This is a genomic window from Aeromicrobium sp. Root472D3 (assembly GCF_001426485.1).
Classification (GTDB): Bacteria; Actinomycetota; Actinomycetes; order Propionibacteriales; family Nocardioidaceae; genus Aeromicrobium.
In genome coordinates this window covers 1,974,113-1,987,000 of sequence record NZ_LMET01000001.1, presented here as the reverse complement: position 1 = coordinate 1,987,000, position 12,888 = coordinate 1,974,113, and the positions used below count along the sequence as shown (strand labels likewise).

The 12,888-nt window shown below is 70.4% G+C and carries 13 protein-coding genes; 6 read left to right on the top strand and 7 right to left on the bottom strand.

All coding sequences use genetic code 11. The features are described from left to right. Window positions 1-5 precede the first annotated feature (5 nt). The 4 genes from ASD10_RS18780 (at window position 6) to ASD10_RS09740 (ending at window position 3,918) form a co-directional block, all read left to right on the top strand. Complete coding sequence (locus tag ASD10_RS18780) at window positions 6-1,163, top strand: sensor histidine kinase (protein ID WP_056610096.1); 1,158 nt, start codon at window positions 6-8, stop codon at window positions 1,161-1,163. Continuing rightward, the gene (locus ASD10_RS18775) at window positions 1,151-1,840 is read left to right on the top strand and encodes a response regulator transcription factor (protein WP_255355127.1); all 690 of its coding nucleotides are present in this window, start codon (window positions 1,151-1,153) and stop codon (window positions 1,838-1,840) included. The genes ASD10_RS18780 and ASD10_RS18775 overlap by 13 nt, the downstream gene beginning before the upstream one ends. A gap of 145 nt (window positions 1,841-1,985) precedes the next feature. Then, window positions 1,986-2,870 carry a hypothetical protein gene (locus tag ASD10_RS09745; RefSeq protein WP_157432534.1) on the top strand — a complete coding sequence of 295 codons (885 nt, stop codon included), beginning with the start codon at window positions 1,986-1,988 and terminating at the stop codon, window positions 2,868-2,870. A 61-nt stretch (window positions 2,871-2,931) separates the two neighbouring features. Continuing rightward, a complete protein-coding gene (locus ASD10_RS09740) occupies window positions 2,932-3,918 on the top strand; it encodes an SDR family NAD(P)-dependent oxidoreductase (protein WP_056607729.1) in 987 nt (328 codons plus the stop codon). Between the two features lies 1 nt (window position 3,919). Here the strand turns inward: ASD10_RS09740 and ASD10_RS09735 are convergent, their stop codons facing one another. Then, the gene (locus ASD10_RS09735; protein WP_056607727.1) at window positions 3,920-5,254 is read right to left on the bottom strand and encodes an NAD(P)/FAD-dependent oxidoreductase; all 1,335 of its coding nucleotides are present in this window, start codon (window positions 5,252-5,254) and stop codon (window positions 3,920-3,922) included. Between the two features lie 139 nt (window positions 5,255-5,393). Between ASD10_RS09735 and ASD10_RS09730 the strand changes: the two genes are divergently transcribed. After that, window positions 5,394-6,794 (top strand): aspartate aminotransferase family protein, encoded by a 1,401-nt coding sequence (locus ASD10_RS09730; protein ID WP_056607725.1) that lies wholly within the window; start codon window positions 5,394-5,396, stop codon window positions 6,792-6,794. A 106-nt stretch (window positions 6,795-6,900) separates the two neighbouring features. Here the strand turns inward: ASD10_RS09730 and ASD10_RS09725 are convergent, their stop codons facing one another. From ASD10_RS09725 to ASD10_RS09710, 4 genes are read right to left on the bottom strand one after another with little or no spacing between them, the layout of a single operon-like run. After that, the gene (locus tag ASD10_RS09725) at window positions 6,901-7,716 is read right to left on the bottom strand and encodes an ABC transporter permease (RefSeq protein WP_056607723.1); all 816 of its coding nucleotides are present in this window, start codon (window positions 7,714-7,716) and stop codon (window positions 6,901-6,903) included. Then, window positions 7,713-8,624: an ABC transporter permease gene (locus ASD10_RS09720; protein WP_056607719.1), complete on the bottom strand. Its 912-nt coding sequence runs from the start codon at window positions 8,622-8,624 to the stop codon at window positions 7,713-7,715. The genes ASD10_RS09725 and ASD10_RS09720 overlap by 4 nt, the downstream gene beginning before the upstream one ends. After that, complete coding sequence (locus ASD10_RS09715) at window positions 8,624-9,784, bottom strand: ABC transporter ATP-binding protein (protein ID WP_056607718.1); 1,161 nt, start codon at window positions 9,782-9,784, stop codon at window positions 8,624-8,626. The genes ASD10_RS09720 and ASD10_RS09715 overlap by 1 nt, the downstream gene beginning before the upstream one ends. After that, entirely contained in the window at window positions 9,768-10,928 is a 1,161-nt protein-coding gene (locus ASD10_RS09710) for a PotD/PotF family extracellular solute-binding protein (protein WP_056607717.1), read from the bottom strand. Before ASD10_RS09710 ends, ASD10_RS09715 begins: the two co-directional genes overlap by 17 nt. 153 nt (window positions 10,929-11,081) lie before the next feature. Here ASD10_RS09710 and ASD10_RS09705 point away from each other — a divergent pair, with 153 nt between their 5' ends. Beyond that, window positions 11,082-11,561: an Lrp/AsnC family transcriptional regulator gene (locus ASD10_RS09705; protein WP_157432533.1), complete on the top strand. Its 480-nt coding sequence runs from the start codon at window positions 11,082-11,084 to the stop codon at window positions 11,559-11,561. A 113-nt stretch (window positions 11,562-11,674) separates the two neighbouring features. Here the strand turns inward: ASD10_RS09705 and ASD10_RS09700 are convergent, their stop codons facing one another. Continuing rightward, complete coding sequence (locus ASD10_RS09700; RefSeq protein WP_157432532.1) at window positions 11,675-12,130, bottom strand: AMP-binding protein; 456 nt, start codon at window positions 12,128-12,130, stop codon at window positions 11,675-11,677. After that, window positions 12,130-12,861 (bottom strand): enoyl-CoA hydratase, encoded by a 732-nt coding sequence (locus tag ASD10_RS09695; protein WP_056607713.1) that lies wholly within the window; start codon window positions 12,859-12,861, stop codon window positions 12,130-12,132. Before ASD10_RS09695 ends, ASD10_RS09700 begins: the two co-directional genes overlap by 1 nt. Between the last annotated feature and the right edge of the window lie 27 nt (window positions 12,862-12,888).

Here is a 12,888-nt window from a genome sequence, read left to right as displayed (position 1 = left end):
GGGTGGTGCCCTCCGTGACGTACCAGCCGCCCCTGCGCTGGTGGAATCATGCGTGGCGGTACGTCCTCGTCGTCGCGATCTCGGCGATCTCCTGGTTCGAGATCGCCCCGTGGCAGTGGGACCACCGGCGCTGGTGGTTCTGGACCGACCTGGGCCTCGGCGTGTTCTCGCTGGTCCTGCTGGCCTGGCGGCGCCGGCACCCGTTCGCGGTCGCCGTGGTCGTCAACGCCGTCACGGTCGTCTCGTGGTCGTCGGGCGGGCCCGCGACGCTGGCCCTCGTCTCCCTCGCGACGCGGCGCCGGTGGCGCGAGGTCCTGCCCGTCGCGGCGCTCGGTCTGGTGGCCGGGCTCGCGCTCGAGCGCATGAACCCCGTCAGCACGCAGGACTTCGCGTTCACGATCCCGTTCGTCGCGGTGGTCGTCGCCGCCACCGTCGCGTGGGGCATGTTCATCGGGTCGCGTCGCGAGCTCATCGCGACGCTGCGCGAGCGCGCCGAGACCGCCGAGGTCGAGCAGGCCTCGCGCGTCGCGCAGGCGCGCACCGCCGAGCGCTCGCGCATCGCCCGCGAGATGCACGACGTCCTGGCCCACCGCATCTCGCTCGTCACGATGCACGCGGGTGCGCTGGCGTACCGCGACGACCTCAGCCGCGACGAGGTGCGCACGACGGCCGGGATCATCCAGGACAACTCGCACCGCGCGATGGTCGAGCTGCGCGAGGTGCTGGGCGTGCTGCGCGACGGCCCCGGCGACTCGGCCCCGGAGCGTCCGCAGCCGTCGGCGAGCGACCTGCGGGCGCTGGTCGACGAGGCGCGCGCCTCGGGCACGCGCGTCGACCTGTGGGTCGGGGTCGAGCTGGCCGACGTCCCCGACGCCCTGGGCCGCACGGCGTACCGGGTCGTCCAGGAGGGGCTGACCAACGCCCGCAAGCACGCCGCCGACACGCTGGTGTCGGTGACGCTCACGGGCGGTCCCGCCGACGGCCTGACGATCGAGGTGCGCAACCCGTTGCGCGTCGGCGAGCCGGTCGCGTCGGCCCCCCGGTCGGGGCTCGGGCTCGCAGGGCTGGCCGAACGGGCCGAGCTGGCGGGCGGCACCCTGACGCACGAGGTCTCCCCCGCTGCCGAGTTCGTGCTCGAGACGTGGCTGCCGTGGCCGACGTGACGGGAGCGGGGCCGGGCACGGACGCACCGATCCGGGTGCTGCTCGCCGACGACGACGCGCTCGTGCGGGCCGGGCTGGCGATGATCCTGGGCGGCTCCTCCACGATCGACGTCGTCGGCGAGGCCTCGGACGGCCAGGAGGCGGTGCGCCGCGTGCGGGCCGGGGGCATCGACCTCGTCCTGATGGACATCCGCATGCCGGTCATGGACGGCATCGCCGCGACCGCCGCGCTCGTCGCGCTGCCCGACGCGCCGAAGGTCATCGTGCTGACGACGTTCGACGCCGACGAGTACGTCGTCCGGGCGCTCGCGGCGGGCGCCAACGGCTTCCTCCTGAAGGACACGCCGCCCGCCGACATCGTCGATGCCGTCGCGCGGGTCGTCGCCGGCGAGCCGATGCTGTCGCCCGCGATCACCGAGCAGCTGATCCGTCAGGTGACCGACGCCGTGCCCGACGTGCGCGCGGGGCAGGCCCTCGAGCGCGTCGCGTGCCTGACCGACCGCGAGCGCGAGGTCGCGGTGGCGATCGGCCGCGGCGCGTCGAACGCCGAGATCGCCGTCTCGCTGCACATGAGCGTCGCGACCGTGAAGGCGCACATCTCGCACCTGTTCACCAAGCTCGGCGCGACCAACCGCGTCCAGGTCGCGATCGCGATGCACGAGGCCGGCCTGCTCTAGCCGACGAGAGCTGATGCATCACGACCACATACCGGTGACGATGCATCAGGTTTCGTGGGTCCACAGGGCCCCGCGGGTCGTCAGATGTCCTCAGGCGGGACGACGAGGGGCGCGGTCGGGTGGGGGCCCGCGCCAGCATCGCGCCATGAGAACCGTGTTCCGGAGCGCGGAGGCCGACACGGCCTTCGGCGCCGCCACCGTCCGGTGGCGCGTGCGGCGCGGCCAGTGGCGCCGGCCCGCCCGAGGTGTCGTCGTCACGCACAACCGCGAGCTCGACCGACGCGAGCAGCAGGAGCTGGCGCTGTGCCTCGCACCACCGGCGTCCGCGCTGGGTGGCCTGACGGCACTCGAACGGGATCGCCTGAAGGGCTTCGGGCAGACCACGACCTGGGTCGTGCTGCCCGAAGGTGCCCGGCGCCCCCAGCACGACGCCGTCTTCCACTGGTCGACGCGACTCGACCACGAGGACGTGCACCCGACCCACGAACCACGCCGCACTCGCACGGCTCGGTCGCTCGTCGACGCCGCGAGCTGGGCGCCCAGCGACCGGGCGGCACGCACCTACGTCATCGCCGCGCTCCAGCAGGGCCTCGTGTCGGCCCGCACCGTGCGGGAGGCACTGCAGCGTCGTGGACCGTGCCGTCGGCGCGCCCTCATCGTCGAGTCGGTCCTCGACGCCGTCGGCGGCATCCAGTCGTTGCCCGAGCGCGACTTCGACGACGTCCGCCGGTCGGTGGGCCTGCCCGCTCCCACCCGTCAGGCGAGGGCGAAGGGCTCTGACGGCCGCTTCTACCTCGATGCGACGTGGGACGAGTGGGACATCGCCGTCGAGGTGCACGGCGTGGGTCACCTGGAGGCCGAGCAGTGGAGCACCGACCTGACCCGCGCGAACGAGATCGTCATCGGAGGACGGCGCCTGCTCGCGTTCTCGTCGTTCTCCGTGCGACGCCAGAGGGCGGAGGTCGGCGACCAGCTCGTGCGCCTCTTCCTCGCCCGGGGCTGGACGAAACCTGATGCCTCGCGACCATGAGGCGTCGTGACCACATGCCGGTGACGATGCATCTGCTTTCGTCCCCGCCTACCGTGGGGGCATGGCCTCTCCCCTGACGTCCGTCGTCGACACCGTCCTCGACAAGTCCCTCATCGGCGGCTACTCGGCGATCGGCCCGGCGCTGCGCCGTCGCTGGTGGGCCGACGACCCCGACCCGCAGGCCCTGGTCGGCCGCCACGTCGTCGTGACGGGCGGCAGCAGCGGCCTCGGACGCGCCGCCGCGACCGGCATCGCCCGTCTGGGCGCCACCGTCCACCTCGTCGGCCGCGACGCCGATCGCCTGCGCGACTCCGCCGACCTGGTCCGCCGCGACGTGCCCGACGCGCAGCTCGTCGAGGAGGTCTGCGACGTCAGCGACCTCGACTCGGTCCGCGCCTACGCCGCGGCCCTGACCAAGGACGTCGGGGCCCTGCACGCGATCGTCCACGACGCCGGCGTCATGCCGCCCGAGCGCACCGAGACCGACCAGGGCCACGAGCTCGCGCTCGCGACCCACGCGATCGGACCGCTCCTGCTGACCGAGCTGCTGCGCGAGACGCTGGCAGCCGCCGAGGCGCCGCGCGTCGTGATCGTGTCGTCGGGCGGCATGTACTCGGCCCCCCTCGACGCCTCGATCGGCGACGACATCGAGTACCGGCGCGGGCGCTACGAGGGCATCCGCGCGTACGCGCGCACCAAGCGCATCCAGGTCACGATGACCGAGCTGATGGCCAAGCGGTACTCCGCCGACGGCATCGTCGTGCACAGCATGCACCCGGGCTGGGCCGACACCCCGGGCGTCACGGAGTCGATGCCGCGGTTCGCCAAGGTCATCGGACCGATCCTGCGGACCGCCGAGCAGGGCGCCGACACGATCGTGTGGCTCACGGCGTCACCCCTCGCGACCCGCACGAGCGGACGCTTCTGGAGCGACCGCCGTCCGCGCTCGACGTACTTCCTGCCGGGCAGGGCCGACGACCCCGACGCGCGCCGGTCGGTGTGGACGTACGTGTGCCGCGCCGCCGGCATCGACCACGTGCCCGCCTGAGTCAGCCCGGCAGCGACGCCCAGGCGTCCTCGATCGGCACGTCGCGCCCCAGCACGGCGACCGCGGCGCGATGGCCCGAGCACAGGGCCGCCGTGACGGTCGCCGGGTCGTCGGTCCACGTCGCCTCGCCCGCCAGGTGCAGCACGCCGCCCACGGGCGTCGCGAGGTCGTCGTGGTCGGACGTCGTCGAGCCGACCGTCATGTACGCGTACGACCCGCGCGCGAACGGGTCGTCCTGCCAGCGCGTGACGTGGACGGACGTCGGCCGCTCGACCCGGTCGCCGAACAGGCGTCGCAGCTGCGCGAGCACCGACTCGACGACGTCGGCCTCGTCCCAGTCGAGCGTCTCGCGGGCGGCCGGACCCGCTGCGAACGTCAGGAGCGTCGGTGTGCCGTGCAGCCGGGTCAGGTCGTACCAGGAGTGCCACCACCGCCCCTGCGGCCCCTGCTGCCGGATCGCGTAGACGTCGTCGTCCCAGAACGCCGTCGGGAACCGCAGCACGATCTTCTCGAAGGCGTTCATCGCGAGGCGGTCGAGCGCGCCGGCGACGGGCTCCGGCAGCGCCGGCTCGATCGTGAGGTCGTCGCCGCGCAGCACGCCCACCGGCACCGTGACCACGGCGGTCCCGGCCGCCACCGTCCCGAACGCGCCGCTGACGGTCACGCCGGCGTCGCCCCACTCGATGCGCGACACGACGTGCTCGAGGCGGACGTCGAGGCCCGCCGCCAGGTGCTCGGTCATCCGGTCGTACCCGTCGGCGAAGACGACCTCGTCGCCGTCGATCTGGTCGTCGTCGAGGCCGTGGGCGGCGAGGTCGTCGATCCACACGCCGTACTGCTCCTCCGAGCGGTGGCGCAGGTACTCGCGCACGCGCTCGGTGCGCTCGGCGTCCCACCCCGTCGCGGCGAGCACCTGCTCGGTGACGTCGGCGTACGAGGCGTCCGGCGCCGACCCCGCGACCACCGCGGGCAGCAGGGAGTCGACGGCGTGGACGTCGTCGACGAAGCGCCTCGTCGCGGCGTCCGACAACCGCCGACCGTCCGGTCCGTAGTACGCGATCGGACGGCTGTCGGGCTGGTAGCCGCCGACCGTGAGCTCGGTCGGGCGCATGCCGAAGGCTTCGGCCGCGGCTGCCACCGGGCTGTCGGTGACGCCGTGGATCCAGGACGCGCCGAGGTCGGTGACCGAGCCGTCCGTCCGATCGGTCCACAGCCGTCCACCGGTGCGGTCGCGTGCCTCGAGCACCACGACGCGCCGGCCCGCGCGCGCCAGCAGACGGGCCGCCGTCAGGCCCGCGACCCCGGCCCCGACCACGACGGTGTCGCAGCGCTCCATCCCACCCCTCCTCGCACGTCCCCGTGAGCCTCCCATCCAAGCGCAGTCACCGCGACTGAACAACGGATTCCGAAGTAAACATTGGATGACACCACGAAATCCCTTGTCTTCGATGCGTTGCGCCCCTGACAATGGGGCCATGAGCATCGACGACCACGACCACCTGCAGGAGGCCGGCAAGCGGCACCTGTGGATGCACTTCTCGCGTCACGGGAGCTACGACGACACCCACGACATCCCGATCATCGTCAAGGGCGACGGCATGCACATCTGGGACGCCCAGGGTCGCAAGTACCTCGACGGGCTGGCCGGGCTGTTCGTCGTCCAGGCAGGTCACGGTCGCGAGGAGCTCGCCGAGGCCGCCGCCAAGCAGGCCAAGGAGCTCGCGTTCTTCCCCCTGTGGACGTTCGCGCACCCCCACGCGATCCGTCTCGCCGAGCGCATCGCCGCGTACGCGCCGGGCGACCTCAACCGCGTGTTCTTCACGACGGGCGGCGGCGAGGCCGTCGAGACGGCGTGGAAGCTGGCCAAGCAGTACTTCAAGCTGACGGGCAAGCCCACCAAGACCAAGGTCGTCAGCCGTCAGGTCGCGTACCACGGGACGCCGCACGGAGCCCTGTCGATCACCGGCATCCCGGCGATGAAGTCGATGTTCGAGCCGCTCGTGCCGTCGACGTCGCACGTCCCCAACACCAACTTCTACCGCGCCCCCGACGAGTCGCTCGGCGGCTTCTCCGACGAGAAGGAGCAGCAGCTGGCGTTCGGGCGCTGGGCCGCGAACCGCATCGAGGACGCGATCCTCGCCGAGGGCGCCGACACCGTCGCGGCGGTCTTCCTCGAGCCCGTCCAGAACTCGGGCGGATGCTTCCCGCCCCCGCCGGGGTACTTCGAGCGCGTCCGCGAGATCTGCGACGAGCACGACGTCCTGCTGGTCTCCGACGAGGTCATCTGCGCGTTCGGACGACTCGGCGAGATGTTCGGCGCGACCAAGTTCGGCTACCAGCCCGACATCATCACGTGCGCCAAGGGGCTCACGTCCGGGTACTCGCCGCTGGGCGCCATGATCGCGTCCGACCGGCTGATGGAGCCGTTCCTGAAGGGCAACGCGTCGTTCGCGCACGGCTACACGTTCGGCGGCCACCCCGTCTCGGCAGCCGTCGCGATGGCCAACCTCGACATCTTCGAGCGCGAGGACCTCAACGGGCACGTGCTGCGCAACGAGGGGGCGTTCCGCTCGACGCTCGAGAAGCTGCTCGACCTCGACCTGGTCGGCGACGTCCGCGGCGACGGCTACTTCTACGGCATCGAGCTCGTCAAGGACAAGGCGACCAAGGAGACCTTCGACGACGTCGAGTCCGAGAAGCTGCTGCGCGGGTTCCTGTCGCGGGCGCTGTTCGACAACGGCCTGTACTGCCGCGCCGACGACCGGGGCGACCCGGTCATCCAGCTCGCGCCGCCGCTGATCGCCGACCAGTCGCACTTCGACGAGATCGAGCAGATCCTGCGCAGCGTCCTCACCGAGGCCCAGGGCCTGATCTGACCCGCCCCACGCGGTTCACCACGGTCCCGTGGTGAACCGCGTCCGCCCGGGGGAAGCATCCCCCGGGCGGACAGTGTCTACCACGGTCCCGTGGTAGACCGACCCGTCAGCGGGCGAGGGCCTTCTCCTGGCGCCGGCGCACGATCTCGTTGCCGAGGACGAAGGCGATGGAGATGACGAACATCGCGGTGCCGATCACGTTGACCTCCATCGGGACGCCGCGCTGGTTGGCGCCGTAGACGAACATCGGGAACGTCACCTCCTGGCCGGAGTTGAGGTTCGTGATGATGAAGTCGTCGAACGACAGCGAGAAGCTCAGCAGCGCCGCACCGATGATGCCGGGCAGGACGAGCGGGAACGTCACCCGCCAGAACGTCTGGGCCTCCGTCGCGTACAGGTCCATCGCGGCCTGCTCGAGGTTGTCGTTGAGGCCGCTCAACCTGGCCTTGACCGTGACGATCACGAACGACAGGCAGAACATGATGTGCGCGATCAGGATCGTCCAGAACCCCAGCGGGATGATGCTGGTCGACACGAACAGCGCCAGCAGCGACGACCCCATCACGATCTCGGGCGAGGCCATCGGCAGGAAGATGATCAGGTTCGCGGCCGACCGACCGGCGAACCGGTGCCGGACGAGCGCGAAGGCCGCCAGCGTGCCGAGGAACGTCGCCGCGAGCGTCGCCAGCAGGGCGATGCGGATGCTCAGCCACACCGAGTCGGCCATGCCGTCCGCCCAGCCGCCCGGGTGCAGCCAGTTGTCCCACGTGAACTGCTGGAACTTGTACACGTTGCGCGACTGGCTGCTGTCGTTGAAGCTCATCAGCACGACGATCGCGATCGGCACGAACGTGTAGGCCAGCACGAGCATCCCGAGTCCGAGGACGAGGTGCTCGCCGATCCAGCGGCGCGCGCGGGTCATACGAGCTCCTCCGTTCCTGCGGTGCGGACGTAGGCCATGACGGCGGCCACGATGATGACCATGAGGATGACCGACAGCGCGCCGGCCGTGGCGTAGTCGAGCTGCGTCGTGAACAGGCTCTGGATCGAGTTGCCGATCATCTTGGTGTTGGTGCTGCCGAGCAGCTGCGCGTTGACGTAGTCGCCGGCCGCCGGGATGAACGTCAGCAGCGTGCCGGCCACGACGCCGGGCAGCGACAGCGGGAACGTGACCTTGAAGAATCCCCGCATGGGGGATGCGTAGAGGTCGCCGGCCGCCTCGATCAGGCGCACGTCGACCTTCTCGAGGCTCGCGTAGAGCGGCAGCACCATGAACGGCAGGAAGTTGTAGGTCAGGCCCGCGATGACCGCGAACGGCGTCGCGAGCAGACGGTCGTCGGTCGTCGTCAGGCCCACGAGGTTCAGCAGGTCGGTCAGGTGGATCGCCTGCGCGACGCCCACGACCCAGCCGTCGTCGGCCAGGATCAGCTTCCACGACAGGGTGCGCAGCAGGAAGCTGGTGAAGAACGGTGCGATGACCAGCACCAGCATCAGGTTCTTCCAGCGCCCCGCCTTGAACGCGATCGCGTAGGCCAGGACGTAGCCGATCACCAGGCACAGGGCCGTCGCGATGCCGGCGTACAGCAGCGAGCGGCCGAGCTGGCCCTTGTACTGGTCGAACGCGTCCCAGTAGTTGCCGACGTGCCACGTCATCTCGTAGCCCGTCAGCACCGAGCCGTCGGGGTCGAACAGGCTCGACGCCACGAGCGAGTAGAACGGGACGACGAAGAACACCAGCAGCCAGATGGCACCGGGCAGGATCAGCCAGTAGCCGGTCAGCTTGCGCTTGGTGCGGCGCTGGGGGGCGGCCACCTCGTCCAGGGTCGCCACTAGTCGTCCTCGATCCCGGCCTTGGCGTCCTGGCTCGCGTCGAGCAGGAACGCGAACTCGGGCCGCCACGACACGTCGACCTTGGTGCCGACCGGGAGCATCGACCGGGCACCGGTGTTCTGCTCGAAGACCGTGAGCTCCTGTCCCCACGGCATCATGACGGAGTACTGCGTGCTGACGCCGACGAAGCTGACGTCGGTGACGTAGCCGCCCGTGATGACGTCGCCGGGCGCGTCGATCGGGTGACCGGCCTCGGCGATCAGCACCTTCTCGGGACGGATGCCGAGCCAGCCCTTGCCGGAGTCGGAGTGCGCGCGGTCGCCCGGCACCGAGGCGAGGGCGCCCTGCACCCGCACCGTCACGTGGTCGCCCTCGCGACCCTCGATCTCGCCGGCGATGAGGTTGGACTGGCCCAGGAAGTTGGCGACGAACGTCGTGCGGGGGTTCTCGTACAGCTGGCTCGGCGCCCCCATCTGCTCGATGACGCCCTGGTTCATGACCGCGATCGTGTCGGCCATCGTCATGGCCTCCTCCTGGTCGTGCGTGACGTGCACGAACGTCAGGCCGACCTCGGTCTGGATGCGCTTGAGCTCGAGCTGCATGCCGCGCCGCAGCTTCAGGTCGAGCGCGCCCAGGGGCTCGTCGAGCAGCAGCACCTCGGGCTTGTTGATCAGCGCCCGCGCCAGCGCGACGCGCTGCTGCTGACCGCCTGACATCTGCGTCGGCTTCTTGTGCGCCTGCGACGTCAGCTCGACCAGCTCGAGCATGTCGGCGACCTGCTGCTTGACGTCCTTGACGCCGCGTCGCTTGAGGCCGAACGCGACGTTGTCGGCGATGTTGAGGTGCGGGAATAACGCGTAGTTCTGGAACACCGTGTTGACCGGACGCCGGTACGGCTTCTCGTACGTGATCTCGGTGTCGCCGAGGTGGATCGTGCCCGACGTCGGCGTGTCGAGCCCGGCGACCATGCGCAACGTCGTGGTCTTGCCGCAGCCCGACGGGCCCAGCAGGGCGAAGAACTGCCCCTGCGGCACCACCAGGTCGAGCGACTTCACGGCCGTGAAGGTCGAGTACTCCTTGGTCAGCTGCGACAGCTTCAGGTCTCGCGAGCCGTCGGGCCCCCCAGCGGCGCGCGGCGCGGCCTCATGCACCTGTGACATCGGCGTAGTCCCCTTCGTAGGTTCGCATCGTGGCCTCGTCGAGCGCCATGAATCGGTGGGTCTTCGACAGGGTCGCCTCTGTCGGGAAGATCAGCTCGTTCTCGACCTGCTCAGGGTCGACGTCCTGCATCGCCTCCTGGGCGCCCTTCACCGGACAGATGTAGCTGTTGTACGCGGCGAGCTTCGCGGCGACCTCGGGCTCGTAGTAGTAGTTGATCCACGCCTCGGCGTTGTCCTGGTGGGTCGCGAGGTTGGGCACGAGCATGTTGTCGGCCCAGATCATGATCCCCTCCTCCGGCGGGATCCAGACGAGGTTCTCGTCACCGGAGTTCGCGATGTCGCCCGACCACGCCTCGCACGCCAGGATATTGCCGGACGCGAGGTCCTGGACGTACTCGTTGCCCGAGAACGAGCGCACCTGACCGTCGCGTCGCGTCTTCTTCAGCAGCTCGACGGCGTCCTGCCACTCGGCGTCGGTGAAGTTCTCGGGGTCTCCCCCGCCGATCATGACGAGGAAGCCCATCGTGTCGCGCATCTCGGTCAGCAGGGAGATCCGGCCCTTGAGGTCCTTGCGGGTCAGCAGCTCCTCGAACGACTTGATCTCGCCGACCTTGGACTTGTTGTACGCGATGCCGGTCAGACCGCTCTGCCACGGTGCCGAGTAGTCACGACCCGGGTCCCACTCGGGCGACTTGAGCGAGTCGATGATGTTGGCGTGCAGGTTGGGGACCTTGGCCGCGTCGAGCTTCTGGATCCACCCCACCTGGATCATGCGGGCCGCCATCCAGTCCGTCAGCGCGAACAGGTCGCGCTTGGACGACGTGCCCGAGCCGAGCTGGTTCTTCACCTTGGCGAAGAACTCGTTGTTGTCGTTGACGTCGGCGGTGTACCGCACCGAGATGCCGGTGTCCTTCTCGAACTGCGTCAGCGTCGAGACGTAGTCGCCGTCGTCCTCGTCGATGTACTCGGGCCAGTTGCTGAACACCAGCGACCGGTCGGAGGCCGAGACGTCCGTGGCCATGCGCCGGGTGGGATCCTGCTTCTGGTCGGGCGTGTCGAACCGGGTCAGCAGGAATCCGCTGACCCCCAGGCCCGCCGCTCCACCGAGACCCTTCAGCACCGTCCGCCGGTCGACACCCGCCATGCGCCACCCTCACTTCGTCGTGTTCACGAATACTCGCAACATCGCGGCCTCAGCACAAGGGATTCCGCTGTTAAGAGTGTGTTTCGCTCACGAAACCGTTGCCATCGGCGCGCTGGCCTGTTCATCGGCGGCCTGTACGGCACAATGTCCGTCATGACCGACCGCAAGCCCGTGGCCGCGCGAGGGCAGAGCCTCGACGACACCGCCAAGCGCATCATCGAGCTGCTCCAGGACGACGGCCGGCTGTCGTACTCGGCGATCGCCAAGGACGTCGGACTGTCCGAGGCCGCCGTCCGCCACCGCGTGCAGAAGCTCATCGACAGCGGCGTCATGCAGGTCGTCGCCGTCACCGACCCCCTCCAGATGGGCTTCGCCCGGCAGGCCATGATCGGCATCAAGGTCAACGGCAACATCCGCGAGGTCGCCGCCGAGCTCGCCACGATGCACCAGCTCGACTACATCGTCATCACGACCGGACGCTTCGACATCCTCGCCGAGATCGTCGCCGAGAGCGACGACGAGCTCCTCGACATCGTCTCGGCCCAGATCGGTGCCCTCGACCGCGTCGTCGCGACCGAGACCTTCGTCTACCTGCGGCTCGAGAAGCAGACGTACGCCTGGGGTGTGCGATAACGGCTCGTCCCTCGCCGTTCTCGCCCGCGCCTCGTCCCTCGGCGCGGCCGGGCTGCGCCCGGACACCTGTCTCCCTCGCTGCGCTCGGTCGACCGTTGGTCGGGACGCTGGGTTCAGTGTGCCTGCACGGTTCCGCCTGATTCGAGGGTCTCGATGATGGTGCCGTACGACGCGCGGAGGGTTGGTTCGTAGCCTTCTTCGTCGCGGTCGGGGGCCGTGTGCGGTTCGGTGCGACCGGCCTTGTCGAGGACGTCCCAGGTGACCTCCGTGCCCGGCGCGTGCAGCACCGGGGGGCTCCCCACCAGGCGGAAGTCTCCCGAGGCGGCCGGCACCGCCCCGATCCGCGCGCACGCCGTCACCGCGGTGACCAGGTCGCGCCCGTGGAGGCCGTCCAGGACGATCGCCGTGCCGGCGTCGACGCCCATGTGGTGCAAACCCGCGGCGATGCACGCCGACTCGTGCAGCAGCTGGGCGTACGACACCGTCCCCCGGTCGTCGGCGACCGCGAGGTCGTCGGCCAGCCCGGAGATCACGTGGTGGTCGAGGAGGCGGAACACCAGGCTCGTCATCAACGCCCCCTGAAGACCGGCGCGCGGCGCTCGGAGCGGGCCAGGGCGGCCTCCTGCACGTCGTCGCTGGCCCACACGTCGGCGAAGCTCTTCTCGATCGCGGCGTCGTCGGCGGTCGTCCCGTTCAGGACGAGCTTGTTGTGCGCCAGCGTCAGCGGCGCGAAGGCGGCGATCTCGTGCGCCCACGCGATCGCGTCGTCGACGGTGCCCGCACGATCGGCCAGGCCGCACGCCAGCGCCTCGTCGCGTCCCAGCGACTCCGCCGCCAGCATCAGCCGTCGGGCCCGGCCCACACCGGCGAGATCGCCCAGGGTGCGGATCGTCCACGCGTCGACCGCCAGGCCGTTGCGCGCCGTCGGCACCGCGAACGACGCCGTCTCGTCGGCGACCCGCAGGTCGCACGCCATCGCCAGCTGCGTGCCGGCGCCGATCGCGGGCCCGTTCACCGCGGCGACCAGCGGCACCGGGACACGCGTCAGGTGGTGGAGCATGCCGTACAGCGCCTCGAGGAAGTCGGGACCGTAGACACCGCCCAGGTCGGCACCCGAGCAGAACGCCGACCCCCGGCCCGTCACGACGATGGCCCGCGCCCCGTCGTCGACCGCCGCGTCGACGGCGGCACGGATGGCGTGGCACAGCTCCAGATCGAGGGCGTTGCGCCGCTGTTCGCGCTGCAGCTCGATCACGACGACGTGGTCGGAGCCGCTGACGTCGCGGGACGTGGCGATCATGGTCCTCCTCGGGGGGTCGTCCTCACG

Coding starts and splice junctions, on each gene's coding strand:
- ASD10_RS09740 (WP_056607729.1), top strand. CDS start 2,932: ATGGCCTCTCCCCTGACGTCCGTCGTCGACACCGTCCTCGACAAGTCC.
- ASD10_RS09705 (WP_157432533.1), top strand. CDS start 11,082: ATGACCGACCGCAAGCCCGTGGCCGCGCGAGGGCAGAGCCTCGACGAC.
- ASD10_RS09725 (WP_056607723.1), bottom strand. CDS start 7,716: ATGACCCGCGCGCGCCGCTGGATCGGCGAGCACCTCGTCCTCGGACTC.
- ASD10_RS09710 (WP_056607717.1), bottom strand. CDS start 10,928: ATGGCGGGTGTCGACCGGCGGACGGTGCTGAAGGGTCTCGGTGGAGCG.
- ASD10_RS09745 (WP_157432534.1), top strand. CDS start 1,986: ATGAGAACCGTGTTCCGGAGCGCGGAGGCCGACACGGCCTTCGGCGCC.
- ASD10_RS09695 (WP_056607713.1), bottom strand. CDS start 12,861: ATGATCGCCACGTCCCGCGACGTCAGCGGCTCCGACCACGTCGTCGTG.
- ASD10_RS09735 (WP_056607727.1), bottom strand. CDS start 5,254: ATGGAGCGCTGCGACACCGTCGTGGTCGGGGCCGGGGTCGCGGGCCTG.
- ASD10_RS09715 (WP_056607718.1), bottom strand. CDS start 9,784: ATGTCACAGGTGCATGAGGCCGCGCCGCGCGCCGCTGGGGGGCCCGAC.
- ASD10_RS09700 (WP_157432532.1), bottom strand. CDS start 12,130: ATGACGAGCCTGGTGTTCCGCCTCCTCGACCACCACGTGATCTCCGGG.
- ASD10_RS09730 (WP_056607725.1), top strand. CDS start 5,394: ATGAGCATCGACGACCACGACCACCTGCAGGAGGCCGGCAAGCGGCAC.